Below are 26,679 nucleotides of genomic sequence, written 5' to 3' on the forward strand. Positions count from 1 at the left end.
CATTCAAAAACCCAAAAGGGCATAAAAATCCCAGTGATAAATACTTTTATCACTGGGATTTTTATGCATAACCATAGGTATACAAAGCATACAGATACTCTCTGGATACTTTAGAATCACATGATAAAGGTATTCTTAAACTGGGTACAAAAAACTAAGCCCTCCTAAAAAAGGACATCTAATTATTTGTTCCCGCTATCAAATTGACAGTTTATTTAAGAATACCTTGCCGCATATTTATTAACTCCTTTTAAATAGTCACTTAAATAATAGCACGTAAGAGCATATTTGTAAAGGAATCTCCAATTTTTTATCAAAAAGAGTACATGATTACAAAGTATCTGTAATCATGTACCAATATTTGTTATTTTACAATCTTCCAATTACTCCCGTTCTTTTCAAGTACCAAATCAAATTGAGATACCTGCGTTGCTTTGGTCTGCTGGTCGATATACTCCACTGTCAGCGATACCGTGACTTGATTATCCTTACGATTGTGAATAGGATTTACCAGTTCTTGAAAGATGTACTCTTTTCCGATTGGTTTTAATATCCCGTCATTCACATAGTAGGAAAGTTCACTGGCTGTCGCTGTAGGATAGAGCTTGAAGAACGTCGTTAAAAACTCATTGATTTCATTGGTTGTAATGGAATCAACCGTCCCCTCACTTTCAATGGCTTTTGGTTTATAACTTGATTTCTTAGGTATGTTGGTAATGGTCGGATTCTTAACCAGTACCATATTTCCAGAACCATCTACATAGACACTCACTATATAAGCAGAGTGGACGGTCTTTGTATTTTCTCCCTCTGTAATGAGCTGGTCTACACTGTAGGTTACATTAAACTCATTGTCGCCAGTTGGCTCTACCGTCCATATCTGAAATCCTCTTACAGAAGACGATACAGGAATATCTTTGCGTACTGTATCAACATTGAGAGCTTGAAGTTCATCTGTCAGATAGCCTTTTAGACTTTCCATTCGATTATCAATGGACTTATCGGATTGCTCCCATGAATAGTAGACTTTCGCAAAGTTCTCTACAAAATTTTCTACATGATGAGTATCAACGTATTCCTTTTCTATGATAGTTGTTTCGTGAATAGTATGAGTATCTATAGCTGTAAAGTGCTTGAATATCGCAAAGCTGAAACTAAGCCCTAAAAGTACCCACAAGGCAATCACAACCTTTTTATGAGGATTGACCTTATAGACACGAGGTTTCTTTTCCTTTGGTATCTGTTTTTCTTTATTCTGATTTTTTCTAAATTTCATCATTAAATCTTCCTTTCTCATTGTTTGATTCGTCCTGCTCCCACTAAATGCTGTTGCCAGTAGGGGCTTGTTAAGTCGGCATAACCGATTGGGTCGCCTGCATGAAACATACGGTTATTGCCAAGGTATATCCCAACATGAGTAATATAAGAGCCAGCGTTATAGGTAGAATGAAAGAAAACCAAATCGCCAGCTTGTGCTTCCGATAGTGGGATATGCTGGGTCACATCATATTGCTGTTGTGCGGTTCGTGGTAAGTTAATTCCAGCTTTTCCATACGTCCATTGTGTCAGTCCGCTACAATCAAAAGAAGTAGTCGGGGAAGCTCCACCGTAAACGTATCGCCAGCCCTCATATTTCAGTGCTTCGTCCATGATGGCTTGTACCGTATCATCATCAAACTCTGTTGTGACAAGATACTGCGTTACCAGTTGCACATAAAACATATTGCCATAGTTGTATCGCCAGCCCCCATTGATAGGTATGGCTATGGGATTGGGGTAAGACACTTTTTCGCCACCTGAATACTCTTTTGAGAAACTTTGAGCCAGTTCAAAGGTATATTTATTTCCACGATTAGCCACATACCCTAAGAAACCACCACCATAATTGTAGGACTGGATAACCGATTCTAAATCTACACTGAGCCTTTCGCTACTGGCTAATAATTCACTGAAATACTTCACACCTTGCTTAATGGATTCTTCTGTACTCAATGAATTAGGTGGAAGACCGAGGGATTCCGAGGACTGCATAACATCTTCCGCAGTACCGCCCGATTCCACCTGTATAATCGCAAGAAGTATGTTGACATATTCTTCAACGCCATATTCTTTGGCATATTTTTCTACCATAGGCTTATGAGCCAGCACTTCTGCGGAAACATTCACACCTCCATAATGAATATTGGAAATTCCGCTGTCCTGTTCATCTGAAAATAAAATGGCAACAAACAGAAGCAGTGAGAAGACCATCAAGAATAATCCAGAACCACCAATCACTAAAGTTTTCAACTTCATGGTTTCTTACCGACTTTCTTAATGGTGGCGGTTTTGATTGGTGGTCTACTTCTTGTATTTTGTAGTGGTACTCTTTGAACAGTAGACGGACGTTCTTTTGTGATTGGACGTTGTGAAGTTCTATCTGCTGTAGTGGTTGAAGTTGCTGGCTTTTGAACGGTTTTTTCTTGAACGGTATTGCCTTGGCGTTCCACTTTTGGACTTGAAAAATCGGACTTAACTGCTGGACGCTCTTGTTTGGCTTGTTGAGATTCCTTATATGAAGTCTGAATATTAGACTGTTTTGAGGTCTGTTCATCATGATATTGTTCTTGTCTTGTAGTCGGTCTTTCATGAACAGAAGAAGCAGGCTGTTTTTTCTGTTTGACCTGTTCCATTTCAGAGCGACGCTTCGCAATGGTTTTTCGCCTTTGTTCCTGCTGTTCCTTGCGTCCACTGGCTCTGTCCGCTTTGGTTTGAGAAATACTACTGGTTAAATCACGGACATTCTCTTTTACTTTGGATTTTCCTTGATATACTGCATATCTTGCATTGGTCGGCAAATCTTTAACCTGTTCTTTCAAACCACTAGCAGTGTCTACCATTCTGTCTTTGGTATCAGCTACTGTACCGATGGTTTGACCGATACGTTTTCCAAGTGTTGATTTTTCCTTTCCGTCTGGTCGGGAGTGATCTGCTTGTGTCCTTGCAGAACTCCCCGAACCCGACTGTCCTTTTTACCTGTAACAATGGCAGACCCAGCCCCTAGAGTAGTCATGGAACGTCCAAGTTTCCGCTGTAGACGGTGCATGTGAGCGTGCATAAGCATACGAGGTTTTCTCATCACACGACTTCCCACACTTTGAGAATCGTTACTCTGTAGAGAAAACATACTCATTAAATCGCCCAGCTTGAAGTAGATTCCTGCAAAGGTCACAATCTGTAGAAAAGCAATCAAAAAGAACGGATAACCAGCCGATAAGGTATAGAGCATGGTTGAAATACTAAATGCTGTCGTAATAATCAATGTGATTCCAGCTCGTGTCAAAATGGTATTAAAGAGCTTTGTTATGGCTCGTTTTGACATACCATCAAATGATGGAATCATGCTTAAAATAAAGCTCACAGGCAGAAACATAGCATAGATGATAAAAAGTACCTGCGAGAAAATCATGATTCCTGTTAATAGGAATACAAATATGGAAATCCCAATATTGAAGACAAATAGGAAGAAGACTGTACCTAAACGGTTAATGGTCTTTGTAATGGTTAGATTGGTATTGCTTCTGTCTTCAATTTCTTCCGCAACAATTTTTTCTCTGTCTTCGCCATTGTTGGAATCTGGGCTGGTGGAGAGCAGGCTTTCCACACGGTCAATACCGATACTTTCAATGTCTGAACTGTTGTATTGAAGCAGTAGCCACGGTTGCTGAACCTGTATGGAAAACAGGCTATCTCTGATTAAGTCCACGCTGTCCTTGCCTTGACTATCGGAATGGGGCATGACAATCTTCGTGCCAAGTGATAAACTGGCATTACTGATGTCTGATGAAAAGTCATTGATTTTTTTAATGTAGTCGGGAGCGTAGGCAATAAAGGAAGCCGATAGGATAAACACCAGCACAAAATTCATAATGGCATGAATTGCCTTTGTGGTTTCTCTCTTTATCAGTCCCGTATAGGCAACATAAACCCCAAGAACCAAAATCAAGAGTAAGAGGAATCCAACATAGAAACCCTCTGTTGAAAATCCGTTTGCACTCACACCAGCTAAGGTCTGCATATTCTTACCAATGGAATCTGCTGTAGCGGAAATGAAGTCTAAGGAATAGGCTTCCTGTACTAAGTAACCTGTCGCATTGGAAACATACAAACTGATTGTCCAAATAAAATTGGTAATGGCATATAGTCCATACATGACCTGTTTTCCAATCCCGTCCGACCAGTTCCACGGAAGCCAGCCCCAGCTATTATCCACATAAAAATCCAGTTGATAGTTTTCAAGTGGGTATCGGCTGTATTCATTTGCCACATTGACCGTATCATCTACCAAGCCCGCAGCTTGAACCACCGTTCCCAGCATGGCTAAAAGAAAAATGGCAATCACAAGTGTGAAAGCCACTGTCATTGCCACTTTACCTAGACGTTTCAGCGTCCAGTTTGATTTTATTCTGTTTACTATTGATGGTTTCACATTTACACCTCTTTTCGCACAGGTGGTCTGGTATCAAAGGCATGGAGCAGTTCTTCAAATACAGGGTGGAACTGTATCACACCGACACGACCATATAAATCACTGATAAGGCATTGCCCGTTTTCCAAATCACGCAATCGCTTCTGATTGTTTTCGTCCTCTGGGTCTACACCAAAAAAGGCTAAGGTCTTTTTAATCTCGTTAAGGTCAGTGGAACGAAATGCAAATTTTAAGCCGAGGTTATTTTTCAGTTTTTCATCTAAGAGGTCGTCTGTATTTTGGGTCACGAAATATACCCCAGCGTTCATAGCACGACCAGCCCGAACCAGCTTCATAGATAGTGTTTTTCCTTGTGCTACCTGTAAAAAGCTCCATGCTTCGTCTAAATCTACAATCTTGAAAATGCTTCGGTCTGTATGGATAAAGTCTAAAGCAAAGGTACTAATGACAATCAGCATAGCAACGGATAAAAGCTCCATAGTGGTATATTCCTCAAAGGAAGTTTCCTTGTCGGGAAGTACCAAGTCCGCAACCTGTATAATGTTCAGTTGTTTTTCTAAGCTGATAGACTGCTCCACATAACCATTACTGAATAATAAATGTGCAAAGTCATAGTCTGTAAAACTTTCGATATGGTCGGCTATACTGGTACTTAGTGGCGTATTCTCAACCCGTAATTCCTCAATCACTTTCATCAACCCTCGTACTTCACTATTGGTTACTGCACGAATGGCTTTTCTAAGGATTGGGAAGCGTTCCCCATCACGAGAGGAAATCCCCGTAAGGAATGTCAGAATATCAATAGCCAGTGATTCAGAATCTTTGGGATTTTTCATAATCACATAAGGGTCAAGTAAGCCTTTGTTTTTCTCATCAGAAGTCAGAGTGACGATATTGATTTCATGGGAAATCTCTGGCAAGGTTTCTTTCCATCTGCCACGTTCTGCTTTTGGGTCTACAATCACTGCTTGTGCCCCATAAAGCACCGCATAATAGACGATAAGGTTATTCGCAAAGGATTTACCACCACCCAGCGAACCAACAAAAGCCGACGCTAACGCATTGGTTACTGAACCCTTAACCCCTTGACTGGCAAGAGCAGGTTTCAGATAGACATTGCGTCCAGTATCTAAGCTGTAGCCAACATAAATCCCCTCATTTTCCCCCAGCATTTGAGTAGCACCAAAACCTAAACCAGCGAGGAAATCAGAGGTCACGTATTGAATATAATCATTCATATAACGCTTGCTGGCAGGTAAAAATTCTTCATGTAAGCCGAGCATATCCCCAAATGGTCGTACCAGTTTTACGCTTAAATCGTCATAAAAATCTTTCACTTCATTACAACGACGTTTGAGTTCGTCAAGATCATTTGCTGATACCCTTACCACATAAGACAGCTTGTACATAGATTCCTTGCTTTGGTCTAAATTGGTTTCCAGCTCATTCACACTTTCCAGAGCTTCCGCCACATTGGAGCTGGTTTCATTATCACTTTGCCAAGCGTGGTTATCCAAGTCTTTCAGTTCTTTCTTTTTATTGCGGACAGTAGATAGGGCTTTACGATTCGCTACAATTTCCACATTCATTGACGTATCAATCGGGAATGTAAATTGCTGTTGCTGGTAGTAGAAGATTTCAGAGGACGGGAAGTCCAGTTCTCCGACAATGCTGTTAATGGTAAAGTAAGCTACATAGACGGTTTCATCTTCCTGCTGGATTTTCAAATATCGCTGTTTTTCTTCCACCAAACAGCGAGTAGGCTTAATCAAGTCATAGTATTTAATCAGCGTTTCATTATCCAGCTTTTTCTTTGATAGATGGTACTCATACTCTTCATAGGCAGTGCCTGTCTGTCCGTAAAGGTGTTCAATCAGATAGCCGAAGTCGTCCTTATCTAACCTGCGGATTTTGAAACGACGAGAGATTTTATTTTCTAAGAGCTTTTCCATCTTCTGAAAACGCAGGATTTCATCATTACTCATACTAACAAAATCGCCCATCAGCTTATGGTTCACATCATAGACAAAATCAGACAAAGCATTTTTTGCTTCAACGGTAAGACTTTTCATAGAAAACTCCTGATCGTTGAGAAGCAACTTAAAGCCGATAAAGAAACGGTAGTTCACTTGATTTTCGCCAATCATGGATATTAAAGCGTCTGTCTGTTGGTCGATTTTGTCATAGGCAACCGCTTTGAGCTTGCCAGTGACTTCATTTTTGGAACGCTCTTGTGCAGAACGTATGCTGGATTCTGTACTGATTTGTAAAGCATGAATTTTGCCATCACGATTTTGTGCGATAAGCTGTCTGAAAGAATCATGCACTTGTATTTTCTGTTCTGGACTTAGAAATGAGTAATTGTAAGGAACAAGCTCATAGTAAGCATAACATTCCCCGTCTTTATTCCAGACGAGATTGTTTTCAATGTATTTAATTGGATATGCCATAAAATTCACTCCTAACTGCTGTAATGGCTTCTTGTGGCTGGTTTCTGCCAAGCGTTACTTTTTTCCTGCATAGGTCAGCTTTGGTCGCAGTGCATAAGCAATGACAGACTTCAAAAATCCATAAGGCTTTTTACCATCAAAAGTTTTTGTAGACATAAACCATGTGAAAGCCACAGGAATCCCAAAGTATTTGAGAAATGCTCCCTCTATCATGGAAAGAGGGGGCAAGTTGCCAAGTATCATCACTGCAAAGAGTGACACGACAAACCATGTCATTTGCGTAAAGGTTATGGGAAACGGAAGTCTAAAATCATTGATAGAATACAGTACCTTTTCCACAGACCAGATACTGGTATAGCTTCGTATTTTCTTCATGTAATCAATCCTTTCATAAAAAATAGGGGTAGCTGATTGAGCCACCCCGTAAAATAGAAAATCTGCCAGTAGTAATGTACCGACAGATTTAATAGACGATTTCAAAAATCCCATGATTGGTTGAGATAAACGTTCCTGAAAGGTCTAAATCCCGACCATAGGCTTGATAATCAATATAGTTTTGAAGACTAGCTGGTACTTCGCCTAAAGCACCCGTTTCTTCAATGTAGTAGCGTGCCACGTCATACATATCATCACAATCGGAATGAATGATAATATCCTCTTGATGTTCGCTTAGTTCTTCAATGCTTGAAAAATGAGTGAGCAGAGCAGATAGCTCCGATTGTAATTCTTCGGGTAATTCCGATACCATTTCCCATAGTCGATTGAGTTCGCCAATGGAAGTGTATTCGTCAACCGTAAAGGGTAACTCGTAGTCATGAATGGCGTATTCCTCATATTCATCATTCAAGCCGATTTTCTCTTTGACTTCCTCAAAGTCAATGGGAAAGGTAAACCACGCACCGACCAATTCGCCCTCATTGTATTTGCCTAAATTCGCAATATAGACTTGCATATCGTCCATATATTCACGTCCTTTCTTTGTAGAGATTCAAAAATCCCTACCGCACTTCGTTTGGTGTACCATTCCTTTGCGGAACATAAGAAAACCACTTATATTCCACAAAAGAACGGTTTTATTTAAGCACCAATAATGCGATTGAATAGCTCTAGTAAAATGTCTTTTACTCCAGCAGCGTTGAAGACTAAGCCAACCGCAATAATCGCAATAATTAAAAAGCCAATCAGTTTGCTAAACTCACGCTTGAAGCCAAGATACAAGCCAATCACAACGATTGCTAAAAGCACCAGTGATTGAGCGTTTGATAGAAACCAGTTATAAAGGTTTTGTCCAAAATTCATAAAAATGTTCTCCTCTCTATATTCAATGAATTTGTATTTGAGTTATTTTTTTGTTGTTATCACGTCCTGTTCTTTTACTGACTGTTGCTTCAAAATCTGCTTGTGTCGGTCTGTCAGTTTCGCATGGTCGAGAATGTCTTTTACAACCTGCGTCTGGTTGATTTCATCAAGTTTAATCGCAACCTTTAAGGTCGGGGCAACTTGATGAGATAGCCAGTTCAGCGTCCCTTGGAAGGAGTAAGGCTCTGGTTTTGTGGTTAGTTTTAATCGTTCACGATTGTTCCCAATAAACCAAGCCCATTCTTCATTCAGTTTCCAATCAGAACGAGGTTTGGAATCGTCTTTATCTACAAAACGGATATACCGATTGATAATTTTAAAGGCGGTATGCTCTGGATTGTCATAGACGAGTAAATCACGGACTGCATAATAGGCACGCTCATTTTTCAATCGAATCTCAAAACGGTTTTTTACTTCTGCGTCTTCAATGGGAATATCATTTTTCTTGTACTGCTCGTAGTCCTTTTCATAGATACAGAAATAAACTTCACTTTGTAATGAACCGATATAGAGGGTGTTTCCCATACATTCCTTTTCCTCTTTGCGTACCAGTTCGCCACTGCGATAGCTTTTAAAACTGCGGAAGACGGAGATACATTCTTCCTGTTGGCACTTTTCAGTGAGTACAGGGATATTTAAAATCCCTGTCTTATCGTTAATGGCAAGGTCAAGGCGTTTCATCACACCGCCAGCCACCAAAACGTCCATAAAGAACTCATACCAGCTTCTTTGTTGTGCCAGAAGATAGCTTTCAAATTGTCTGCACCCACGACCTTTCAATTCCACCAGAACTCCTTTGTCCAGTTCATGGGAGCAAAGGACGAATATGTCGCCTAAAGCATAATGCTCTGAATAAGAATAGAAACCATAGTCCTCATGAAGAAAATAGGACAGTTTCAGTTGTAAGATGTTTTCGACCACCTGCTGTACGTCTGTTGTCGGAAAGCGAATTCTTACATAATCAAACAGCATTTCAAGGGGAGCGTCGGGATTGAAGCGTTCCAGAGCTTCCCAAAGGGACTGCTGTAAATCCTCTGATGGCTTGACTTTTCCTGTTTCAATATCGCTTAGATACTGCCTTGTAATACCAGTCGCAACAGCTAAACGGTTTTGAGATAGTCCATAAGCCAAGCGTTTTTCTTTTAAATGCTGTAACCAAGTTTGTTCATTCAGTAAAAATCCCTCCAATCAAAAAGGCGTATGTCAACTTTTAAAGCCCATTTGACATACGCTGAAATTTTGTAAATCCCTTGTAACCAAAGGATTTTCTAATGTTTTTTTGACTGTTTCCTGTCGATTTGTACCCCCTGTTAGATACGGGGGTTAAGTGCTGGCGTGGCTATTGCCACACCAGCCAGCAAGATCAGTCCACACCTGCGACTTCCGCTTCGCACGTCGCCTGCGTGGACTGTCTGCTGTTGGATAACTTTTTAATTTCCTCCAAGAAATCATATCCTTTTGGTACAAGGGGAGTATAAAACTCTGATATGACACTTGTTCCTACATCAACATAGCCACGACCTTTGATTCGCTTTAAGAAGAAATCCTTTTGTACGTCACTGCCAAACATCATGCCATAGCCCATTTCAGACATACGACCTAAAGCCACTCTGAAATTAAACTGATCACGGATTCCGTCGCCTAAATATTTTGCGTCTGGACGTTGACAAGCCAGTATTAGAAAGAAGCCAGCTTGACGACCTAACATGACAATCTGTTTCAGCTTATTCATAACTGCGGTGTTTTCTTTTGTTCCCAGCATTTCCATGAAAGCGACGTATTCATCAAAGATTAAGAAGTGTGCCGGGAGACCTAAGTAAGCATAATTTTTGCCAGTCTTATAGTTCTTCATCTGCTTCATTTCCTCACTACGTTTCATCATTTCTTCATAGAATGTTTCAATGCAAGAAAGCAAGTCTTCTTTTCTATAGTAGACATTTGCCATCACAGAACCTAAGTCCGCAAGATCAGCATTTTTCGGGTCAAGAATATACAGTTTTGAATCTGTATGAAGCAAGGCTTCAATCAGTGTCAGTATAAAGTAAGTTTTACCGCCACCTGTACCACCAGCAATCAACATATGAGGGAGCTTATCATATTCCCACCATACGTTTTTCATTAAGCGAAGTTTACCATCTTTAGCTTCTACTTCATCAATAGAAATACGACTGGCTATGGTGTCATAGAGCAAAGTATATTCCACATAGGAATCCTTTAACTCTTTATCCGTCAGCTCACAGTACAAGCCACTCTCTAATTTCTTTTCCAAGTGTAAGAGTTGGTCTTGATATTTTCCCAGCGTGATTTCCACCCGTATCTGTATCAAGCCATTTTTAAGTCGATAATACATTTTAGGGAAGTAGGTTATCTTTTCCTTTGTACGACCAGCACTATCTTTAAAGAAACCCTCTGTTTTGACCTGTTCAGATTCATACCACTTGTTTTCAAGTATCATCTTTGCCAGTTTTTGACGGTGGTAAAGTTGTTTAACCGTATCATAGCGAACCCGTTTGAATACAAACGCTACCAGCAAGCAGATAAGAATTGCGACACTGAAACTGATAATTAAATAGGGAATGTCAATCTTATCTGCTTGTGATAGGTTAAAATCCTGCCAGTTGATCTGCTGGATTGTCTTCACATGAAACAGTCCGACAACCAGCAGGAAAACAGGCAGGAGTGACGCTATCGTAAAATGAAAGACTAAATCTTTACCAGATGGGCGAATCCTTTTACCACGCTGTTTCATGCGAAAAAGTCTCCTTTCTACCTAGCGACTATTTGTCTTGTGTCGGTTCTTTCTTTGCTTGTGGTTGAGCTTTGAATGAACTAGAATCCTTTGTCAGCACAATATCGTCTGCCTTGATATACCAGTCAACATCTGCTCCTTGATAGGTGGCAGTAGCAACGGTGTCCGCAATGGGATTGATAAGTTCCACCCGTGCGTTATAATCAAACTCTTTCAAAGGCACGCTGGCAGGAATACTTACTTGAATCATGCGTCCTTGTCCTTTGGATTTTAAGTCATAGGTACGTTCCTTGATTTCATCTGAAACCGACCCGTCTTCATTTTGGATTCTCACTTCACGACGTAGAGCAGAGAATTTCAATTCTCCAAAAGTCGTGTCTTTATCTAATACAATGCCATTTGCTAATCTCATCATTTTTCCTCTCTTTCTTTATTCTTTTATCATGTCGTCAGCATGTAAAAGGTAATTTGTAAAACCACGAGTGCCGATTTTGTAGCCCTCTGCGGTAATACGTGGATTGACTAACTTCACACGTTCCTCAAAGCCGAAATGTTTTTCGCCAGCTTCAGCAGGAAGCACCACCACAATATCATCTGCTCTTTGAACATCAGAATAGAGATTATAGCTTCTTGATAAGACAGTTAGCCGTCCGTTGATTCTTCGCTGAACGACTTTATCCTCGCCAGCAAATTCTAAATTGCCGAATGTTTTTTCCATGTTGGGAATCACAAATTTAAGTTCCATATTTTTACCTATCCTTTCTTTTTTATTGGCTGAATGAATGTTTGATGGTCTTAAAGAGTGGGGAACGACCTTTTGATTCTTGATTTTTTGTTTTCATAAGTTCACTTCCTTTCAAAATCGGGTAAAAAAATAGACACCTCATTTTTTGAAGTGTCTACCTATTAAATATTCAAATTTTATTGGAAGTATCTTTATATCTTCACTTTTCAAGGATAAATCGTCGTATCAAAGCTCATTCATAAGTAGTAAATTAGTAGTAAATTGAGTGGTTTTGACCTTGATAAAGTGTGATAAGTCCAGTTTTTATGCGGATAACTAGATTTTTATGCTATTTTTACATAAAAAAAGAGGAACGTTCGTCCTCTTCTAAAAATTTAAGCTCTGATTATCATTGCTTTTTAAATGGATCCTCTTGATACTCTACTCGCATCATATAAAGTCCTTGTGGTGGAGCAGTCGGTCCTGCTTGATTTCGATCTTTAACTGAAAGTAGTCTTTGTAATTCGTCGACCGGTTTCAAACCATCACCAATTTGTAATAAGGTCCCCACTAAAATACGAATCATATTATATAAGAAGCCATCTCCGTAAAAGCGAAAAACCAGTTCATTTTGCTTTGTATCTAAATTTACTTCCGCTTCATAGATTGTTCTAACTTTATATTCTTTGTCTGTTTTAGTTGAACAAAAACTGGTAAAGTCATGTTTTCCGACAATTGTTTGAATCGCTTCTTGCATCACCTCTAAATTAAATCGATAGGGATGGTGAGTGGTATACAGGCGTTTAAATGGATCAGGGAAACGATTAATATCTACGCGATAACAATATTCTTTCGCCGTTGCCATATAGCGAACATGAAAATCATCCGCCACCTGATTAGCATCAATCACACGAATAGAATCGTCTAAAATACTATTCAACGCCCGGATAAGCGCATCGGGTGCGATATTAGCTGGATAATCGAAAGAAACGACTTGTCCAAGTGCATGTACACCAGCATCTGTTCGACCAGCGCTAGATGTAGGAATATGCTCTCCCTTCGGCAATTTCGCCATCAATCTCAACGCTTTTTCTAATTCCTCTTGAATCGTATTGCCATTCGGTTGAATTTGATAACCAGCATAACCGGTCCCATCATATTGAATTTTAATGATATATTTCGGCATGCTAGTCCCCTTATAGATAAATTCTAATCAAGAATAATAGCACAGTAACCACGATAAATGCCAATACCGCAATCAGATCATTACGCGTATACACTAAGTGTCGGAATTTTGTTCGACCTTCACCACCACGATACCCTCTCGCTTCCATCGCAATCGCCATTTCCTCTGCACGATTGAATGCAGAAACAAATAATGGAACTAAAATAGGTATAATCGCCTTCATGCGATCGACAAATCCACCTTGATCAAATTCTACCCCTCTTGATCGTTGGGCATTCATAATTTTTTGAGCTTCATCAATTAAAGTAGGTACATATCTTAAGGCAATCGATAACATAAGCGCAATCTCATGTGATGGAAAACCAAAGCGGGATAAAGGTCTTAGTAAATGCTCAATACCATCGGTCAATTCAAGCGGTGCCGTCGTTAAAGTTAAAATCGTTGACATCATAATAATGAGCACTAGACGCATAAAGATATAAAACGAATTTAATAAGCCTAAAGAGGTGACCGTGAAAGGTCCCCATTTGAAATAAACTTCTCCACCAGTGGTAAAAATCATTTGAAACACTACTGTAAATACAATGATCCACAACATTGGTTTTACTCCATTAATAAAAACGGATAATTTAATCCCAGTTAACGATATGGTTAATAATGTAAATAATAATAACAATAAATAGCCCCAAATATTGTTGGCCAGGAAAATAATGGCAATAAAATAAAAACTTCCTAAAAGTTTCGTTCTAGGGTCTAAACGATGAATCCAGGAATCGGATTGAATATATCTCCCTAATAATAATTTATCAAGCATCTTTATTCTCCGCCTCCTTCATCTCAATTAAAACATCCACTAATTCCTCCACATTTAAAGGATGAACCTCATAATCAACCCCTAAATGTTCCTCAATTTTTTTAATGAAGGACAAGGTTTGAGGTAACCCCAATTGAAATTCATCTAACCAAGCTTCATCTTCAAATATTTCTCTTGGCGTTCCTTGACGAATGACATGCCCTTTATTTAAGACAATCACGTGCTCAGCATATTTTACAACATCTTCCATATGATGCGTGACCATCACCATGGTTAAAGACTGTTCTTTTTGCAAACCAACAAACATCTCGAGCATATCGAAATGTCCTTGAGGATCTAGTCCTGCGGTCGGTTCATCTAACACCAGAATTTCCGGCTCTAATGCTAGCACACCCGCAATTGCAACACGACGCATTTGTCCTCCGGACAAATCGAATGGCGAGCGCTCAAATAAATTTTCATTTAAACCGACTAATGTCAATTTTTCACGAGCAATCGACTCAGCTTCTGCCTCTGTCGCACCAAAATTTAAGGGACCGAACATCACGTCCTTTAAAACGGTCTCCTCAAAAAGTTGCGCTTCTGGAAATTGAAAAACAACCCCCACTTTTTTACGTAAGGCTTTTAATGATTGATGTTTCGAATCAGCTGTTACTCGTTCACCAGCAATTGTCACTGCCCCTTCTGTTGGTCTCACTAGAACATTCAAATGTTGCAATAAGGTAGACTTCCCAGAACCTGTATGTCCAACAATAGCCGTTATTTTATTGGCTGGTATTTCTAAACTAATATTATGTAATGCCGTGTATTCAAATGGCGTATTAGCATTATAGGTATAACTTACTTGGTCAAATACGATGTTGTTAGCCATTCAAATAACTCCTCTTCTGATAAATACTCTTTTGGCACTTCAATTCCTCTTCGTTCTAACTCCATATGAATTTTTTGAGCAAAAGGAATATCTAAGCCCATTTTGATAAGCTCATCACCTAAAATAAAAATATTATACGGGTCATCCTGACGAACTAGTTTTCCTTGGTTCATAACAATAATACGATCCGCATTACTAGCTTCATCGATATCATGAGTTATCGAAATCACCGTTAGATTATATTTCTCTTTAATAGCTTTCACTGCTGCAATGACTTCTTTGCGTCCTACTGGATCTAACATCGCTGTCGCTTCATCCAATATAATAACCTCAGGTCTTAAAGCTAATACACCAGCAATAGCGACTCTTTGTTTTTGTCCTCCAGAAAGACGAGCAGGCTCGCTTTTTTTGTACTCTGTCATTCGAACTTGTTCCAAAGCCTCTTCGATACGTGCAAGCATTTCATCACGTTCTACTCCATGATTTTCTAGCCCGAATGCAACATCATCTTCAACAGTTGCCCCTACAAATTGATTATCTGGATTTTGAAAAACCATTCCTACTAATCTTCTAATATCCCAAACTGATTCTTCGTTTAATAAAAGCGAATTGATATAAACTTCCCCAGCTTCAGGAACTAACAATCCATTAATTACTTTAGCAAGTGTAGATTTCCCTGAACCATTTGGTCCAATGATAGCTACCCATTCATTTTTATTGATAGATAAAGATACATTGTTTAGAGCGAGTTGTTCACTTTCAAAATAGCGAAAAGTTAAATCTTTTACTTCGATAACCTTTTCAGTCATATTTGTTGCTCCTTTACTTTGTCATTTTCATAATGCCTATTATATCATATAATGATTATCCTTAGGGAATTTTGTACTTTTTTATCAGAAAAAGGTAATAAAAAAAGCGGAAAAATTCCGCAAAAAAAAGCTTTTACGATGAATAGCACCCGGCTAGGAAAACTTATCCTAGCCATAAATAATACATTTGTATTATGTGCTATAGAGCTAGACCAATGAATGATTCATCAATCATAACGCTCCCCATCATAAAAGTTATCTACATAAAGCTTGTTATTAAACTAACTCTAAAATAACAACTGGTGCGCCATCTCCACGACGAGGTCCTTTTTTAAGGATGCGTGTGTAACCACCATTACGATCTTCATAGCGAGTAGCATATGTGTCGAATAAACGTTGTAATACGCGTTCAACCACTACTTCATCATCTTCAATACGTGCGTCTGCAATTTCATTACGTAAGAAAGCAGCTGCCTGACGACGAGATGCTAAATCACCACGTTTAGCTAAAGTAATCATTTTATCAACAAATTTACGAACTTCTTTAGCACGAGCTTCAGTTGTTTCGATACGTTCGTTAATTAAAACATCAGTAGTTAAATCACGTAATAAAGCTTTACGTTGAGCACTTTTACGTCCTAATTTACGGTATGCCATACTTGGTTTCCTCCTTTACATTATCAACATTCTAGTCATCTTGACGTAGACTTAAATCTAAATTTTCAAGTTTTTGTTTTACTTCTTCTAATGATTTACGTCCTAAATTACGAACTTTAATCATTTCAGCTTCTGTCTTGTTAGTTAACTCTTGAATCGTATTAATTCCTGCACGTTTTAAACAATTGTATGAACGAACAGATAAATCTAATTCTTCAATCGTCATGACTAACATTTTTTCTTTCTCAGCTTCTTCTTTTTCAACCATGATTTCAGTTTGGCGTGCTTCATCATTTAAGTTAACAAAGATATTTAAATGCTCAGTTAAAATTTTCGCAGCAAGACTTAATGATTTTTCAGGACTAATTGAACCATCGGTCCAAATATCCATCGTTAATTTATCATAGATATTTTTTTGTCCAATACGAGTATTTTCAACTTGATAATTCACTTTTTGAATTGGTGTGTAAATTGAATCAATTGGCAATACTCCAATTGGCATATCTTCACGTTTATTATGTTCTCCACGAACATATCCACGTCCAGTCGATACATTGATTTGCATGTTTAATTCGGCACCTTCAGCTAAAGTACAAATATATAAATCTGGGTTTAAAATTTGCACTTCATTATCATGGATAATATCAGCAGCTGTAACAGTTTTAGGGCCCACAACATTCAATTCAACAATTTTTGGTTCGTCTGAATGTAGTTTTAATGCTAACTGTTTTAAGTGAAGAATCATCGTTGGGACGTCTTCTACAACGCCATTAACGGTAGCAAACTCATGTAATACTCCATCAATTTGGATGCTTGTAACAGCAGCTCCTGGTAACGAAGATAACAAAATACGACGTAATGAGTTCCCAAGGGTAGTTCCATATCCACGTTCTAGTGGCTCAATCACGATCTTACCAAATTTGGAATCGTCACTGACTTCAATCGTTCTAATTTCTGGCTTTTCAATCTCGATCATTGGTTAATATATCCCCTTTCAAAACGTTCAAATTGTAATGATAAATCGTAGCATTACATGTAGCTTAATGAGCTAACTCATTATACACGGCGGCGTTTTGGAGGACGGCAACCGTTATGAGGAATTGGTGTTACATCACGAATAGCAGTAACATCTAATCCAGTAGCTTGTAATGAACGAATCGCTGATTCACGACCAGCACCTGGGCCCTTAACAGTTACTTCAACTGTCTTCATACCATGTTCCATAGCACCTTTAGCTGCTACTTCTGATGCCATTTGAGCTGCGAATGGAGTAGATTTTCTTGAACCACGGAATCCTAATGATCCAGCTGAAGACCAAGAAATTGCATTACCATTAACGTCAGTAATCATTACAATAGTGTTGTTAAATGTTGAACGGATGTGTGCTACACCTTTTTCAATATTTTTTCTCACACGACGACGGCGACGAACTTGTTGTTTCTTTGCCATGAACTATTTACCTCCTTCTTACTAAATTTTATTAGTTACTTTTTCCTGTGACCATTTTCTTAGGTCCTTTACGAGTACGTGCATTATTTTTGGTATTTTGTCCACGAACTGGTAAATTACGACGATGACGGAAACCACGGTATGAACCAATCTCTTGTAAACGTTTGATGTTTAAAGAAACTTCACGACGTAAATCTCCTTCGACTTTAATGCCATCAACAATAGCACGGATACGATCTAATTCATCGTTTGTTAAATCTTTAACACGAGTATCAACTGAAACATTCGCTTCAGCTAAAATTTTCTCTGCAGTATTTTTTCCAATACCATAAATATAAGTTAAAGAAATAACTACACGTTTTTCACGCGGAATATCTACTCCTGCAATACGAGCCATATTTAAGTATACCTCCTTTTCTTAACCTTGACGTTGTTTGTGTTTTGGATTTTCGCAAATTACCATAACTTTTCCATTACGTTTGATAACTTTACATTTTTCACAAATTGGTTTTACTGATGCTCTTACTTTCATATTAATTTCCCTCCTTAAATTTTAACCTAATGGTTATTTAAAGCGGTATGTAATTCGACCACGTGTCAAATCATATGGAGAAAGTTCAATCGTAACTTTATCCCCCGGTAAGATTCGGATGTAGTTCATACGAATTTTACCTGAAACGTGGGCTAGAATTTCATGCCCATTCTCTAATTCAACCTTAAACATTGCATTCGGTAAAGTTTCAATGACTGTACCTTCAACTTCAATTACATCATCTTTAGCCATTCATACTTCCTCCTCTTACCTTTAATTGATACTGATAATCATTATAACAAACTCTCTATTTTTCTAAAATAGCACGAACTTCACGATAAACATCTTCAATAGCTTGAGCACCGTTAATGGTATATAAAATTCCACGTTGGTTATAATAATCAAGTATTGGTCGAATTGATTCCATTTGGAGATTTATACGATGAGCAACCTTTTCAGGTTTGTCATCTTCTCTTTGATAGAAATCTGTTGAACCACATTGATCACAGATACCTGCTTCTTTAGGCGGATTATATAGCTTATGATATGTAGCACCGCATTTACGGCAAATGATTCTTCCACTCAAACGATCTTTTAATACTTCTTGATCCACATCGATATAGATGACTGCATCGATTTGAGTATTTAATTCTTCTAAGTTAGTATCTAAAGCTTCTGCTTGAGCACTTGTTCTTGGATAACCATCTAACATGAAACCATTTTCGGTTACATCAGATTGAGCTAATCTTTCGCGAACAATAGCATTTGTAATATCATCTGGAACTAAGTTTCCATGATCTGTATATGATTTTGCTTTTAAACCCAATGGGGTTTCGTTTTTAATTGCTTCACGGAATATATCTCCTGTTGCAATATGAATCATATCATAATCACGAGAAATATATTCACTTTGAGTTCCTTTACCAGCACCTGGTAAGCCCATTAATAAAATATTCATTGATTTTATGCACCCTTTTTTATAATTGTAAAAATCCAGTGTAACGACGTTTAGCCATTCGACCTTCAATTTGTTTTGCTGTTTCGATTGCAACACCCACTACGATAAGTAAACTTGTTCCACTTAAGGCAATATTACTTGGAATGTTCCATAAAAACCCACCGACAATTGGTAAGACAGCAATTAATGTTAAGTATAATGATCCTAAACCACTCAATCTATTGATTGTTCTTGTAAGGTAATTTTCAGTATCATGTCCTGGACGAATACTTGGAATATAACCACCTGATTTTTGTAAGTTTTCAGCTACTTTTTCAGGATTAACTTGAACTAATGAATAGAAATAAGAAAATACAATTAATAAGAACGTATAGAAGATTGCTCCATATACATGTTGTAAGTTAAATAAATTAAAGACAACTTCTTTCCATCCACCATCGTTGGCAAAATTTAGATAATTCATAATTGTTGCCGGAGTGGTCAGAACAGATGATGCAAAGATTACTGGAATTACCCCAGCAGAATTAATTTTTAATGGTAAGTGTGCTGTTTGTTTAGCTCCTGAAGCTTTCTTTGAGTAGTGAATTGGAATACGTAATTGAGCACGTTCCATTATAACTACAATAACAATTAAAATGATCAAGACTAAAATTAACAATCCTAATAACATTAAGTTACGGTTTAATTCTTTTCCTGCCCCTTTTAAATAAGTTTGGAAATAAGTGATAAACTGTTGTGGAACCTCTGCTACGATACCGGCAAAAATAATCATTGAGACCCCATTACCAATACCATTGCGCGTTATTTGCTCTCCTAACCACACTAAAAACATTGTTCCAGCTGTTAAGACTAAAGCGATTGTCAAATATGTAGTCATTGTGGCATTTTTTATTAGGCCTAAGCCCGATAATTGGTTAAATCCAGCGGATAAACCAAAGGCTTGAATAAAGCCAAGAACAATTCCTGTGTAGGTTGTTGCTTGATTCAATTTACGACGACCAACTTCACCTTGTTTTGCCCATTCAGTAAATTTCGGGACAATATCCATTTGCAATAATTGAATAATAATTGACGCAGTGATATAAGGAGAGACACCTAAAGCGAAAATTGAATAACGTTTAAGCGCTCCTCCACCAAAAGTATTAAGTAAACCTAATACTCCGGTTGACGCTAATTGTTGAATGGCCGAAGCATCCACACCAGGAACTGGAATATGAGAACCTAATCTGAATACTGCAAAAATGAAAAGCGTGAAAAGAATTCTACTACGGATTTCTTTGTTCGCAAATGCATTTTTTAAGTTTGTAAACATATTAGATCACCTCGATAGATCCACCAGCTGCAGTGATTGCTTGTTCTGCACTTTTGGAGAATTTAGCTGCATGAACAGTTAATTTTCTTTCCAGTTGTCCTTCACCTAAAATTTTAACACCTGATAATTCATTCTTAATGATTCCTGATTCAATTAATAATGCTGGTGTTACTGTTGTGCCATCTTCAAAGCGGTTTAACGTTTCAACGTTAACAATCGCATATTCTTTACGATTAATGTTTGTGAATCCACGTTTTGGTAAACGACGGAATAATGGTTGTTGTCCACCTTCGAATCCTAAACGTACCCCACCACCTGAACGTTGTTTTTGTCCTTTTTGACCACGTCCAGCTGTTTTACCGTTACCAGAACCTTGTCCACGACCAACACGATTACGTTCTTTACGTGATCCAGCTACAGGTTTTAATGTATGTAGTTGCATTCTTGGGCACCTCCTTATTTTAAATTATATAATTAAGCTTCTTTAACTTCTACTAAATGACTAATTGTACTAATCATTCCACGAACTGCCTCATTATCAGGTTTAACAACTGTTTTATAAGTTTTAGTTAATCCTAATGCTTTCGCAGTAGCGATATGATTTTTAGGACGTCCAATTAGGCTACGTTTTAATGTAATTTCAATATTCGCCATTAAATTGTCCTCCTAACCTAAAATTTCTTCAACAGATTTCCCACGTAATGCGGCAACTTCTTCTGCAACTTTTAATTGTTTTAATCCTTCAATAGTTGCAGAAATCATGTTAATAGGTGTATTAGAACCCAATGATTTAGATGTTACATCGGCAACCCCTGCTAATTCAATTACGGCACGTACTGGTCCACCAGCAGCAACCCCAGAACCTTCAGTAGCAGGTTTTAATAACACTTTACCACCACAGAATTCACCAATAACTTCGTGAGGAATTGTAGTTCCAACAGTCGGAACTTCGATTAAATTCTTTTTAGCATCTTCGACAGCTTTACGGATAGCTTCTGGAACTTCTTGAGCTTTACCAGTACCAAATCCTACATGTCCGTTACGGTCACCAACAACTACTAATGCAGAGAAACGTAAACGACGTCCACCTTTTACTACTTTAGTAACACGGTTAATCGTAACTAAACGTTCTTCTAAATTTTCTAAGTTAGCTGGATTAATAAATACCATGAATCGACATCCTCCTTCTTTCTAAAATTCTAAGCCGTTTTCACGTGCAGCTTCAGCTAAAGCTTTAACACGACCATGGTAAATATATCCTCCACGATCAAATACGACAGCTTTAAGTCCTTTTTCTGCTCCGCGTTCAGCTATTAATTTCCCAACTGCAGTAGCTTGTTCTACTTTAGTTCCGGAAATTGATTCTTCATTACTAGAGGCACTTGCTAGCGTCACACCCGCTACGTCATCAATTAATTGAGCGTAGATGTGTGTATTCGAACGGAATACATTCAAGCGTGGGCACTCAGCAGTACCAGAGATACGGTTTCTTACACGAGCGTGGCGTTTTTTACGCAACTTATTTTTATCTGGTTTAGTAATCACAATTTTCACCTCTTATTAAAATATATGTATAAATGATATGTAAGACAGGCTTATTATTTACCTGTTTTACCTTCTTTACGACGTACAAACTCGTCAACATAACGGATACCTTTACCTTTATATGGTTCAGGTGGACGTACGCCACGAATGTTAGCAGCTAATTCGCCAACTTTTTCTTTATTAAATCCTTGTACAATAATAGTAGTATTGTTTGGTACTTCGAATCCAACACCTTCAGATTCTTCGAACTCAACTGGATGTGATAAACCTACGTTTAAAGTTAATTTCTTACCAGATTTTTGAGCACGGTACCCAACACCGATTAATTGTAATTCTTTTTTGAAGCCTTCAGAAACACCAACGATCATATTGTTTACGATAGAACGTGTTGTTCCGTGTAATGAACGATTAGTTTTTGAATCATTTGGACGAGTGAAAACTACTTCATTTTCTTTAACTTCTACTTGGATATTTGGTACTAAATCGCGAGTTAATTCGCCTTTAGGACCTTTTACAGTCACTGTATGACCTTTTACTTCTACGGTTACGCCTGCTGGAATTGTTACTGGTTTATTACCGATACGACTCACAGGGCTGCACCTCCTTTTATTTTATAATTATTTATTTAAAATTACCAAACATACGCTAATACTTCACCACCGATACCTTCTTTACGAGCTTGTTTATCTGTTACAAGACCGTTTGAAGTCGATACGATAGCAATACCTAAACCATTCAATACTTTAGGTAAATCTTCATTTTTAGCATATACACGTAAACCTGGTTTAGAAATACGTTTAATACCTGTAATAACTTTTTCATTATTACGACCGTATTTTAATTGGATTTTCAATTCGTTTTGTTTGCCATCTTCGATTACTTCGTATCCTTTGATAAAACCTTCATTTTTTAAGATTTCAGCAATGGCAACTTTCATGTTTGAAGATGGAGCAGAAACAGTTTTATGACCCACACGATTCGCATTACGAATACGGGTTAAAAAATCTGCAATTGGATCTGTCATAACCATAATTTGTTTACCTCCTATATTAACTTTTAAAAATTACCAGCTAGCTTTTTTAACGCCAGGAATTTGACCTTTATAAGCAAGTTCACGGAAGCAAATACGGCAAAGTTTGAATTTACGGTAAACTGAGTGTGGACGTCCACAACGTTCGCAACGTGTATACTCTTGCACTTTAAACTTAGGTGTACGTTTGTTCTTTTGAACCATTGATGTTTTAGCCAATTAAATTCGCCTCCTTAATTATTTTTTAAATGGCATGCCTAATTCTTTTAATAAAGCATGACTTTCTTCATCTGTTTGTGCGGTAGTTACAATAACAATGTCCATACCACGCACTTTATCTACATTATCATAATTAACTTCTGGGAAAATTAATTGCTCTTTAACACCTAAAGTATAGTTTCCACGACCATCAAAGGCTTTATTTGAGATACCTTGGAAGTCACGTACTCGAGGTAAAGAAACTGTGATTAATTTATCTAAGAAGTCATACATTCTCTCGCCACGTAAAGTAACTTTTGCACCAATCGGCATACCTTCACGTAAACGGAAACCAGCGATAGATTTTTTCGCTTTTGTAACAATTGGTTTTTGACCAGTTAATAAGGTTAATTCGTCAACAGCTTTTTCTAAGTTTTTAGCATTAGAAACAGCGTCACCAACACCCATGTTAACAACGATTTTTTCAACTTTTGGAACTTGCATTACTGATGTATAACCAAATTGTTCAACTAATTTTGGTGTTACTTCTTCAGTAAATTTAGTTTTTAAACGATTTACCATAAATTATTTTTCCTCCCTTCTTAGATTAGTTAATTGTTTCGTTTGATTTTTTAGAATAACGAACTTTTTTACCATCTTCGAAGCGGTATCCAACACGAGTAGCCTCTCCTTTAGAGTCTACTAATTTAACATTAGATACGTGAATTGGTGCTGGGAATTCTTCGATTCCGCCTGTACCAGTCTGTGATGGTTTAACATGTTTTTTAGCAAGATTTAAGCCTTCAACTACAACTTGATCTTTCTTTGGTAAAGTTTTTAATACTGTACCTTGTTTACCTTTATCTTTACCAGTTATAATTTGAACTTTATCGCCTGTTTTGATACGCATAATTTGGTTTCCTCCTTCGTTTAGTATTACAGAACTTCTGGAGCTAGTGAAACAATCTTCATGTAGTTGTTATCACGTAATTCACGTGCAACTGGACCAAAGATACGAGTACCACGAGGGCTCTTATCATCACGAATAATTACACAAGCATTTTCGTCAAACTTGATATAAGAACCATCTTTACGACGTGCTCCTGATTTAGAACGAACGATTACAGCTTTAACAACGTCACCTTTCTTAACAACTCCACCGGGTGTTGCATGTTTTACCGACGCAACAATTACGTCACCGATATTAGCTGTTTTACGACCAGATCCACCTAAAACTCTTATTGTTAAAACTTCACGTGCACCTGAGTTGTCGGCAACTTTTAATCGACTTTCTGTTTGAATCATTTTCGATTTCCTCCTTCCAGATTAACTGTATATTAGATGATTACTGCTTCTTCAACAATCTCTAATAAACGGAAGCGTTTCGTAGCAGATAATGGACGAGTTTCCATGATACGTACGATGTCGCCTTCTTTTGCACTGTTTAATTCATCATGTGCTTTATATTTTTTAGAGTATTTTACACGTTTACCATATTTAGGGTGTGTTTTACGAGTATCTACTTGAACTGTGATGGTTTTATCCATTTTGTCAGACACGACACGACCTTGGTATACTTTACGTTGATTGCGTGTTTCAGTCATTGTTTATATGCCTCCTTTTGCCTGTGGTTACTTAGACAACTCTTGCTCACGCAAGACTGTTTTGATACGAGCAATAGATTTACGTACTTGACGTAAACGGGCAGTGTTTTCTAATTGTCCTGTAGCTAATTGGAATCGAAGGTTAAATAATTCTTTTTTGAATTCTTGTTCTTTCGCTACCATTTCAGCAGTGGATAATTCTCTAATTTCTTTAATTTGCATTCGATTCACCACCATATTCTTCACGTTTTACGAATTTTGTTTTGACAGGTAATTTGTGAGACGCTAGACGGAATGCTTCACGTGCAACTTCTTCACTTACCCCAGCAATTTCAAATAAGATTTTGCCACGTTTAACTGGTGCAACCCATCCTTCAGGTGCCCCTTTACCAGAACCCATACGAACTCCGATAGGTTTAGATGTATAAGATTTGTGAGGGAAGATTTTGATCCATACTTTCCCACCACGTTTCATAAATCTTGTCATCGCGATACGTGCTGCTTCAATTTGACGGTTGGTAATCCATGAAGATTCTGTTGCACGTAATCCATATTGACCAAAGTCTACATTTTTTCCACCTTTTGCTTCTCCGCGCATTTTCCCACGGAACTCACGACGGTGTTTTACACGTTTTGGTACTAACATTGATTAGTTCCCTCCTTTCTCAGTATTGCGTTGTGGTAAGATTTCACCACGGCAAATCCATACTTTAACTCCTAATTTTCCATATGTTGTATCTGCTTCTTCCCAAGCATAGTCGATATCTGAACGTAATGTATGTAAAGGAACAGTTCCTTCAGAATACATTTCTGTACGAGCCATATCTGCTCCGTTTAAACGTCCTGAAACCATTGTTTTAACTCCTTGTGCTCCAGCTTTCATAACACGTTGGATTGCTTGTTTTTGTGCACGACGGAATGCAACACGGTTTTCTAATTGTTTTGCGATATCTTCTGCAACTAATTTTGCATCTAACTCAGGTTTTTTAATTTCAACAATGTTAATGTGAACTTTTTTGCCTGTTAATTTATTTAATTCAGCACGAATTGCATCGACTTCTGAACCACCTTTACCGATAACCATACCTGGTTTAGCAGTATGAATTGAAACAACTACACGATTAGATGCGCGTTCAATTTGGATAGTTGATACAGAGGCCTCTGATAATTTGCTTAATAAGAATTCGCGGATGCGTAAATCTTCGTGTAAGAAGTCTGCATATTGCTTATCTGCATACCATTTAGCATCCCAATCACGGATTACGCCTACACGCATACCAATTGGATGTACTTTTTGACCCATTAATTAAGCCTCCTCTTTTTCTGATACCACGATTGTAATGTGGCTTGTACGTTTGTTAATTGGTGAAGCTGATCCTTTTGCACGTGGACGGAAACGTTTCATAGTTGGTCCTTCGTTAACATAAGCTTCACTTACATATAAGTTTTCTAAATCTAAATCATAATTATGTTCAGCGTTCGCGATTGCAGATTTTAAAACTTTTTCAACTACTGGAGATGCTGATTTTGGCGTATATTTTAAAATAGCCATTGCTTCTCCAATTTTTTTACCTCTGATAAGATCGACTACTAAACGAACTTTACGAGGCGCAATACGAACTGTTTTTGCGATTGCTTTTGCAGATGTAATTTGTTCTGACATCTTAGTTCCTCCTTAATTAACGTTTCTTAGTCTTTTTGTCATCGGCAGCATGACCTCTATATGTACGAGTTGGTACGAATTCGCCTAATTTATGACCAACCATATCTTCTTGTACATACACTGGTACATGTTTGCGTCCATCGTATACTGCAATAGTTAACCCAATAAAATTAGGGAAGATTGTAGAACGACGAGACCATGTCTTAATTACTTGTTTTTTACTGCTTTCGTTTTGCTCTTCAACTTTTTTCATTAAATGGGCATCAACGAAAGGTCCTTTTTTCAAACTACGACTCACAGT

General features: G+C 37.9%; 37 protein-coding genes and 4 pseudogenes. All 41 read right to left on the bottom strand.

The genetic code is table 11. The features are described from left to right. Positions 1-3: 3 nt before the first annotated feature. Positions 4-51: pseudogene (locus LB888_RS12150) on the bottom strand (hypothetical protein); the annotation flags it as partial. Positions 52-364: 313 nt separating this feature from the next. Next, positions 365-1,297, bottom strand: a complete 933-nt coding sequence (locus LB888_RS04205) for a conjugal transfer protein (RefSeq protein ID WP_001224319.1) — start codon at positions 1,295-1,297, stop codon at positions 365-367. Beyond that, positions 1,294-2,295, bottom strand: a complete 1,002-nt coding sequence (locus tag LB888_RS04210) for a lysozyme family protein (RefSeq protein WP_000769868.1) — start codon at positions 2,293-2,295, stop codon at positions 1,294-1,296. Before LB888_RS04210 ends, LB888_RS04205 begins: the two co-directional genes overlap by 4 nt. Then, positions 2,292-4,468 (bottom strand): annotated as a pseudogene (locus tag LB888_RS04215) (CD3337/EF1877 family mobilome membrane protein). The gene LB888_RS04210 and the pseudogene LB888_RS04215 overlap by 4 nt, the downstream one beginning before the upstream one ends. Positions 4,469-4,470: 2 nt before the next feature. Then, positions 4,471-6,918, bottom strand: a complete 2,448-nt coding sequence (locus LB888_RS04220; protein WP_000331160.1) for an ATP-binding protein — start codon at positions 6,916-6,918, stop codon at positions 4,471-4,473. Further along, a pseudogene (locus tag LB888_RS04225) lies at positions 6,902-7,293 on the bottom strand (conjugal transfer protein). Before LB888_RS04225 ends, LB888_RS04220 begins: the two are co-directional and overlap by 17 nt. An 88-nt stretch (positions 7,294-7,381) precedes the next feature. After that, positions 7,382-7,879 carry an antirestriction protein ArdA gene (locus tag LB888_RS04230; RefSeq protein WP_000342539.1) on the bottom strand — a complete coding sequence of 166 codons (498 nt, stop codon included), beginning with the start codon at positions 7,877-7,879 and terminating at the stop codon, positions 7,382-7,384. 116 nt (positions 7,880-7,995) lie between these two features. Beyond that, positions 7,996-8,217, bottom strand: a complete 222-nt coding sequence (locus LB888_RS04235; RefSeq protein ID WP_001009056.1) for a hypothetical protein — start codon at positions 8,215-8,217, stop codon at positions 7,996-7,998. Positions 8,218-8,259: 42 nt separating this feature from the next. Then, a complete protein-coding gene (mobT, locus tag LB888_RS04240) occupies positions 8,260-9,465 on the bottom strand; it encodes a MobT family relaxase (protein WP_318753732.1) in 1,206 nt (401 codons plus the stop codon). A 22-nt stretch (positions 9,466-9,487) separates the two neighbouring features. Further along, positions 9,488-9,638: pseudogene (locus LB888_RS04245) on the bottom strand (conjugal transfer protein). 2 nt (positions 9,639-9,640) lie between these two features. Further along, positions 9,641-11,026 carry an FtsK/SpoIIIE domain-containing protein gene (locus LB888_RS04250; protein WP_000813488.1) on the bottom strand — a complete coding sequence of 462 codons (1,386 nt, stop codon included), beginning with the start codon at positions 11,024-11,026 and terminating at the stop codon, positions 9,641-9,643. A 28-nt stretch (positions 11,027-11,054) separates the two neighbouring features. Next, positions 11,055-11,441: a YdcP family protein gene (locus tag LB888_RS04255; RefSeq protein WP_000985015.1), complete on the bottom strand. Its 387-nt coding sequence runs from the start codon at positions 11,439-11,441 to the stop codon at positions 11,055-11,057. 15 nt (positions 11,442-11,456) lie between these two features. After that, positions 11,457-11,771, bottom strand: coding sequence for a YdcP family protein (locus LB888_RS04260; RefSeq protein WP_000420682.1), 315 nt, complete (start codon positions 11,769-11,771; stop codon positions 11,457-11,459). Positions 11,772-12,159: 388 nt separating this feature from the next. Next, a complete protein-coding gene (truA, locus tag LB888_RS04265) occupies positions 12,160-12,936 on the bottom strand; it encodes a tRNA pseudouridine(38-40) synthase TruA (RefSeq protein ID WP_078755486.1) in 777 nt (258 codons plus the stop codon). Between the two features lie 10 nt (positions 12,937-12,946). Then, positions 12,947-13,750 (bottom strand): energy-coupling factor transporter transmembrane protein EcfT, encoded by an 804-nt coding sequence (locus tag LB888_RS04270; RefSeq protein WP_318753733.1) that lies wholly within the window; start codon positions 13,748-13,750, stop codon positions 12,947-12,949. Further along, the gene (locus LB888_RS04275; protein ID WP_318753734.1) at positions 13,743-14,621 is read right to left on the bottom strand and encodes an energy-coupling factor ABC transporter ATP-binding protein; all 879 of its coding nucleotides are present in this window, start codon (positions 14,619-14,621) and stop codon (positions 13,743-13,745) included. Before LB888_RS04275 ends, LB888_RS04270 begins: the two co-directional genes overlap by 8 nt. Next, positions 14,591-15,430 (bottom strand): energy-coupling factor ABC transporter ATP-binding protein, encoded by an 840-nt coding sequence (locus LB888_RS04280; protein WP_318753735.1) that lies wholly within the window; start codon positions 15,428-15,430, stop codon positions 14,591-14,593. Before LB888_RS04280 ends, LB888_RS04275 begins: the two co-directional genes overlap by 31 nt. A gap of 276 nt (positions 15,431-15,706) precedes the next feature. Then, complete coding sequence (gene rplQ / locus LB888_RS04285; RefSeq protein WP_078755482.1) at positions 15,707-16,087, bottom strand: 50S ribosomal protein L17; 381 nt, start codon at positions 16,085-16,087, stop codon at positions 15,707-15,709. Positions 16,088-16,118: 31 nt separating this feature from the next. Beyond that, positions 16,119-17,063, bottom strand: a complete 945-nt coding sequence (locus LB888_RS04290) for a DNA-directed RNA polymerase subunit alpha (protein ID WP_066124350.1) — start codon at positions 17,061-17,063, stop codon at positions 16,119-16,121. A gap of 80 nt (positions 17,064-17,143) precedes the next feature. Then, a complete protein-coding gene (rpsK, locus tag LB888_RS04295; protein WP_066124351.1) occupies positions 17,144-17,536 on the bottom strand; it encodes a 30S ribosomal protein S11 in 393 nt (130 codons plus the stop codon). A gap of 31 nt (positions 17,537-17,567) precedes the next feature. Continuing rightward, positions 17,568-17,933: a 30S ribosomal protein S13 gene (gene rpsM, locus LB888_RS04300; protein WP_066124353.1), complete on the bottom strand. Its 366-nt coding sequence runs from the start codon at positions 17,931-17,933 to the stop codon at positions 17,568-17,570. 21 nt (positions 17,934-17,954) lie between these two features. Then, positions 17,955-18,068: a 50S ribosomal protein L36 gene (gene rpmJ / locus LB888_RS04305; RefSeq protein ID WP_022155406.1), complete on the bottom strand. Its 114-nt coding sequence runs from the start codon at positions 18,066-18,068 to the stop codon at positions 17,955-17,957. Positions 18,069-18,101: 33 nt separating this feature from the next. Next, the gene (infA, locus tag LB888_RS04310) at positions 18,102-18,320 is read right to left on the bottom strand and encodes a translation initiation factor IF-1 (protein WP_023391463.1); all 219 of its coding nucleotides are present in this window, start codon (positions 18,318-18,320) and stop codon (positions 18,102-18,104) included. Positions 18,321-18,375: 55 nt separating this feature from the next. Next, positions 18,376-19,026, bottom strand: coding sequence for an adenylate kinase (locus tag LB888_RS04315; RefSeq protein ID WP_071407922.1), 651 nt, complete (start codon positions 19,024-19,026; stop codon positions 18,376-18,378). Between the two features lie 19 nt (positions 19,027-19,045). Next, on the bottom strand, positions 19,046-20,338 hold the full coding sequence (secY, locus tag LB888_RS04320; protein WP_318753736.1) for a preprotein translocase subunit SecY: 1,293 nt from the start codon (positions 20,336-20,338) through the stop codon (positions 19,046-19,048). A 1-nt stretch (position 20,339) separates the two neighbouring features. After that, a complete protein-coding gene (gene rplO / locus LB888_RS04325) occupies positions 20,340-20,780 on the bottom strand; it encodes a 50S ribosomal protein L15 (protein WP_078755480.1) in 441 nt (146 codons plus the stop codon). A gap of 32 nt (positions 20,781-20,812) precedes the next feature. Beyond that, positions 20,813-20,992: a 50S ribosomal protein L30 gene (gene rpmD / locus LB888_RS04330; protein WP_066124361.1), complete on the bottom strand. Its 180-nt coding sequence runs from the start codon at positions 20,990-20,992 to the stop codon at positions 20,813-20,815. Positions 20,993-21,004: 12 nt separating this feature from the next. Continuing rightward, on the bottom strand, positions 21,005-21,508 hold the full coding sequence (gene rpsE, locus LB888_RS04335) for a 30S ribosomal protein S5 (RefSeq protein ID WP_318753737.1): 504 nt from the start codon (positions 21,506-21,508) through the stop codon (positions 21,005-21,007). Between the two features lie 21 nt (positions 21,509-21,529). After that, positions 21,530-21,883, bottom strand: a complete 354-nt coding sequence (gene rplR / locus LB888_RS04340; RefSeq protein WP_078755479.1) for a 50S ribosomal protein L18 — start codon at positions 21,881-21,883, stop codon at positions 21,530-21,532. A 53-nt stretch (positions 21,884-21,936) separates the two neighbouring features. Further along, positions 21,937-22,473, bottom strand: coding sequence for a 50S ribosomal protein L6 (gene rplF / locus LB888_RS04345; RefSeq protein ID WP_318753738.1), 537 nt, complete (start codon positions 22,471-22,473; stop codon positions 21,937-21,939). A gap of 41 nt (positions 22,474-22,514) precedes the next feature. Continuing rightward, entirely contained in the window at positions 22,515-22,913 is a 399-nt protein-coding gene (rpsH, locus tag LB888_RS04350) for a 30S ribosomal protein S8 (protein ID WP_066124370.1), read from the bottom strand. 33 nt (positions 22,914-22,946) lie between these two features. Then, entirely contained in the window at positions 22,947-23,132 is a 186-nt protein-coding gene (locus tag LB888_RS04355; protein WP_066124372.1) for a type Z 30S ribosomal protein S14, read from the bottom strand. A gap of 18 nt (positions 23,133-23,150) precedes the next feature. Further along, positions 23,151-23,693, bottom strand: a complete 543-nt coding sequence (gene rplE / locus LB888_RS04360) for a 50S ribosomal protein L5 (RefSeq protein ID WP_066124374.1) — start codon at positions 23,691-23,693, stop codon at positions 23,151-23,153. A gap of 25 nt (positions 23,694-23,718) precedes the next feature. Next, positions 23,719-24,021, bottom strand: coding sequence for a 50S ribosomal protein L24 (rplX, locus tag LB888_RS04365; RefSeq protein WP_066124377.1), 303 nt, complete (start codon positions 24,019-24,021; stop codon positions 23,719-23,721). A 26-nt stretch (positions 24,022-24,047) separates the two neighbouring features. Next, positions 24,048-24,416 carry a 50S ribosomal protein L14 gene (gene rplN / locus LB888_RS04370; RefSeq protein ID WP_318753739.1) on the bottom strand — a complete coding sequence of 123 codons (369 nt, stop codon included), beginning with the start codon at positions 24,414-24,416 and terminating at the stop codon, positions 24,048-24,050. Between the two features lie 32 nt (positions 24,417-24,448). Then, positions 24,449-24,715: a 30S ribosomal protein S17 gene (rpsQ, locus tag LB888_RS04375; RefSeq protein ID WP_066124382.1), complete on the bottom strand. Its 267-nt coding sequence runs from the start codon at positions 24,713-24,715 to the stop codon at positions 24,449-24,451. A 27-nt stretch (positions 24,716-24,742) separates the two neighbouring features. Beyond that, positions 24,743-24,937: a 50S ribosomal protein L29 gene (gene rpmC, locus LB888_RS04380; protein WP_066124384.1), complete on the bottom strand. Its 195-nt coding sequence runs from the start codon at positions 24,935-24,937 to the stop codon at positions 24,743-24,745. Next, complete coding sequence (gene rplP / locus LB888_RS04385; protein WP_066124386.1) at positions 24,927-25,361, bottom strand: 50S ribosomal protein L16; 435 nt, start codon at positions 25,359-25,361, stop codon at positions 24,927-24,929. The genes rpmC and rplP overlap by 11 nt, the downstream gene beginning before the upstream one ends. Before the next feature lie 3 nt (positions 25,362-25,364). Further along, on the bottom strand, positions 25,365-26,018 hold the full coding sequence (gene rpsC, locus LB888_RS04390; protein WP_078755475.1) for a 30S ribosomal protein S3: 654 nt from the start codon (positions 26,016-26,018) through the stop codon (positions 25,365-25,367). 3 nt (positions 26,019-26,021) lie between these two features. Further along, positions 26,022-26,378: a 50S ribosomal protein L22 gene (rplV, locus tag LB888_RS04395; protein ID WP_066124391.1), complete on the bottom strand. Its 357-nt coding sequence runs from the start codon at positions 26,376-26,378 to the stop codon at positions 26,022-26,024. A 16-nt stretch (positions 26,379-26,394) separates the two neighbouring features. Continuing rightward, the gene (rpsS, locus tag LB888_RS04400) at positions 26,395-26,676 is read right to left on the bottom strand and encodes a 30S ribosomal protein S19 (RefSeq protein WP_066124393.1); all 282 of its coding nucleotides are present in this window, start codon (positions 26,674-26,676) and stop codon (positions 26,395-26,397) included. Positions 26,677-26,679 lie beyond the last annotated feature (3 nt).

The sequence above is a fragment of the Globicatella sp. PHS-GS-PNBC-21-1553 genome, assembly GCF_033564055.1.
GTDB lineage: Bacteria > Bacillota > Bacilli > Lactobacillales > Aerococcaceae > Globicatella > Globicatella sulfidifaciens.

What these genes read in the sequence shown, in the direction of transcription:
- LB888_RS04205 (WP_001224319.1), bottom strand. Translation starts at nt 1,297, where the DNA reads ATGAGAAAGGAAGATTTAATGATGAAATTTAGAAAAAATCAGAATAAA.
- truA (WP_078755486.1), bottom strand. Translation starts at nt 12,936, where the DNA reads ATGCCGAAATATATCATTAAAATTCAATATGATGGGACCGGTTATGCT.
- LB888_RS04220 (WP_000331160.1), bottom strand. Translation starts at nt 6,918, where the DNA reads ATGGCATATCCAATTAAATACATTGAAAACAATCTCGTCTGGAATAAA.
- rpsC (WP_078755475.1), bottom strand. Translation starts at nt 26,018, where the DNA reads ATGGGTCAAAAAGTACATCCAATTGGTATGCGTGTAGGCGTAATCCGT.
- LB888_RS04270 (WP_318753733.1), bottom strand. Translation starts at nt 13,750, where the DNA reads ATGCTTGATAAATTATTATTAGGGAGATATATTCAATCCGATTCCTGG.
- rpmD (WP_066124361.1), bottom strand. Translation starts at nt 20,992, where the DNA reads ATGGCGAATATTGAAATTACATTAAAACGTAGCCTAATTGGACGTCCT.
- LB888_RS04290 (WP_066124350.1), bottom strand. Translation starts at nt 17,063, where the DNA reads ATGATCGAGATTGAAAAGCCAGAAATTAGAACGATTGAAGTCAGTGAC.
- rplE (WP_066124374.1), bottom strand. Translation starts at nt 23,693, where the DNA reads ATGGTAAATCGTTTAAAAACTAAATTTACTGAAGAAGTAACACCAAAA.
- rplV (WP_066124391.1), bottom strand. Translation starts at nt 26,378, where the DNA reads ATGTCAGAACAAATTACATCTGCAAAAGCAATCGCAAAAACAGTTCGT.
- rplQ (WP_078755482.1), bottom strand. Translation starts at nt 16,087, where the DNA reads ATGGCATACCGTAAATTAGGACGTAAAAGTGCTCAACGTAAAGCTTTA.
- rpsQ (WP_066124382.1), bottom strand. Translation starts at nt 24,715, where the DNA reads ATGACTGAAACACGCAATCAACGTAAAGTATACCAAGGTCGTGTCGTG.
- rplP (WP_066124386.1), bottom strand. Translation starts at nt 25,361, where the DNA reads ATGTTAGTACCAAAACGTGTAAAACACCGTCGTGAGTTCCGTGGGAAA.
- rplO (WP_078755480.1), bottom strand. Translation starts at nt 20,780, where the DNA reads ATGCAACTACATACATTAAAACCTGTAGCTGGATCACGTAAAGAACGT.
- rplN (WP_318753739.1), bottom strand. Translation starts at nt 24,416, where the DNA reads ATGATTCAAACAGAAAGTCGATTAAAAGTTGCCGACAACTCAGGTGCA.
- rpsK (WP_066124351.1), bottom strand. Translation starts at nt 17,536, where the DNA reads ATGGCAAAGAAACAACAAGTTCGTCGCCGTCGTCGTGTGAGAAAAAAT.
- rpsH (WP_066124370.1), bottom strand. Translation starts at nt 22,913, where the DNA reads ATGGTTATGACAGATCCAATTGCAGATTTTTTAACCCGTATTCGTAAT.
- rpmC (WP_066124384.1), bottom strand. Translation starts at nt 24,937, where the DNA reads ATGCAAATTAAAGAAATTAGAGAATTATCCACTGCTGAAATGGTAGCG.
- LB888_RS04235 (WP_001009056.1), bottom strand. Translation starts at nt 8,217, where the DNA reads ATGAATTTTGGACAAAACCTTTATAACTGGTTTCTATCAAACGCTCAA.
- secY (WP_318753736.1), bottom strand. Translation starts at nt 20,338, where the DNA reads ATGTTTACAAACTTAAAAAATGCATTTGCGAACAAAGAAATCCGTAGT.
- LB888_RS04280 (WP_318753735.1), bottom strand. Translation starts at nt 15,430, where the DNA reads ATGACTGAAAAGGTTATCGAAGTAAAAGATTTAACTTTTCGCTATTTT.
- LB888_RS04260 (WP_000420682.1), bottom strand. Translation starts at nt 11,771, where the DNA reads ATGGAACTTAAATTTGTGATTCCCAACATGGAAAAAACATTCGGCAAT.
- LB888_RS04210 (WP_000769868.1), bottom strand. Translation starts at nt 2,295, where the DNA reads ATGAAGTTGAAAACTTTAGTGATTGGTGGTTCTGGATTATTCTTGATG.
- LB888_RS04315 (WP_071407922.1), bottom strand. Translation starts at nt 19,026, where the DNA reads ATGAATATTTTATTAATGGGCTTACCAGGTGCTGGTAAAGGAACTCAA.
- rpsM (WP_066124353.1), bottom strand. Translation starts at nt 17,933, where the DNA reads ATGGCTCGTATTGCAGGAGTAGATATTCCGCGTGAAAAACGTGTAGTT.
- infA (WP_023391463.1), bottom strand. Translation starts at nt 18,320, where the DNA reads ATGGCTAAAGATGATGTAATTGAAGTTGAAGGTACAGTCATTGAAACT.
- LB888_RS04230 (WP_000342539.1), bottom strand. Translation starts at nt 7,879, where the DNA reads ATGGACGATATGCAAGTCTATATTGCGAATTTAGGCAAATACAATGAG.
- rpmJ (WP_022155406.1), bottom strand. Translation starts at nt 18,068, where the DNA reads ATGAAAGTAAGAGCATCAGTAAAACCAATTTGTGAAAAATGTAAAGTT.
- rpsE (WP_318753737.1), bottom strand. Translation starts at nt 21,508, where the DNA reads ATGGTATTTATTAATCCAGCTAACTTAGAAAATTTAGAAGAACGTTTA.
- LB888_RS04275 (WP_318753734.1), bottom strand. Translation starts at nt 14,621, where the DNA reads ATGGCTAACAACATCGTATTTGACCAAGTAAGTTATACCTATAATGCT.
- LB888_RS04255 (WP_000985015.1), bottom strand. Translation starts at nt 11,441, where the DNA reads ATGATGAGATTAGCAAATGGCATTGTATTAGATAAAGACACGACTTTT.
- rplX (WP_066124377.1), bottom strand. Translation starts at nt 24,021, where the DNA reads ATGCGTATCAAAACAGGCGATAAAGTTCAAATTATAACTGGTAAAGAT.
- LB888_RS04250 (WP_000813488.1), bottom strand. Translation starts at nt 11,026, where the DNA reads ATGAAACAGCGTGGTAAAAGGATTCGCCCATCTGGTAAAGATTTAGTC.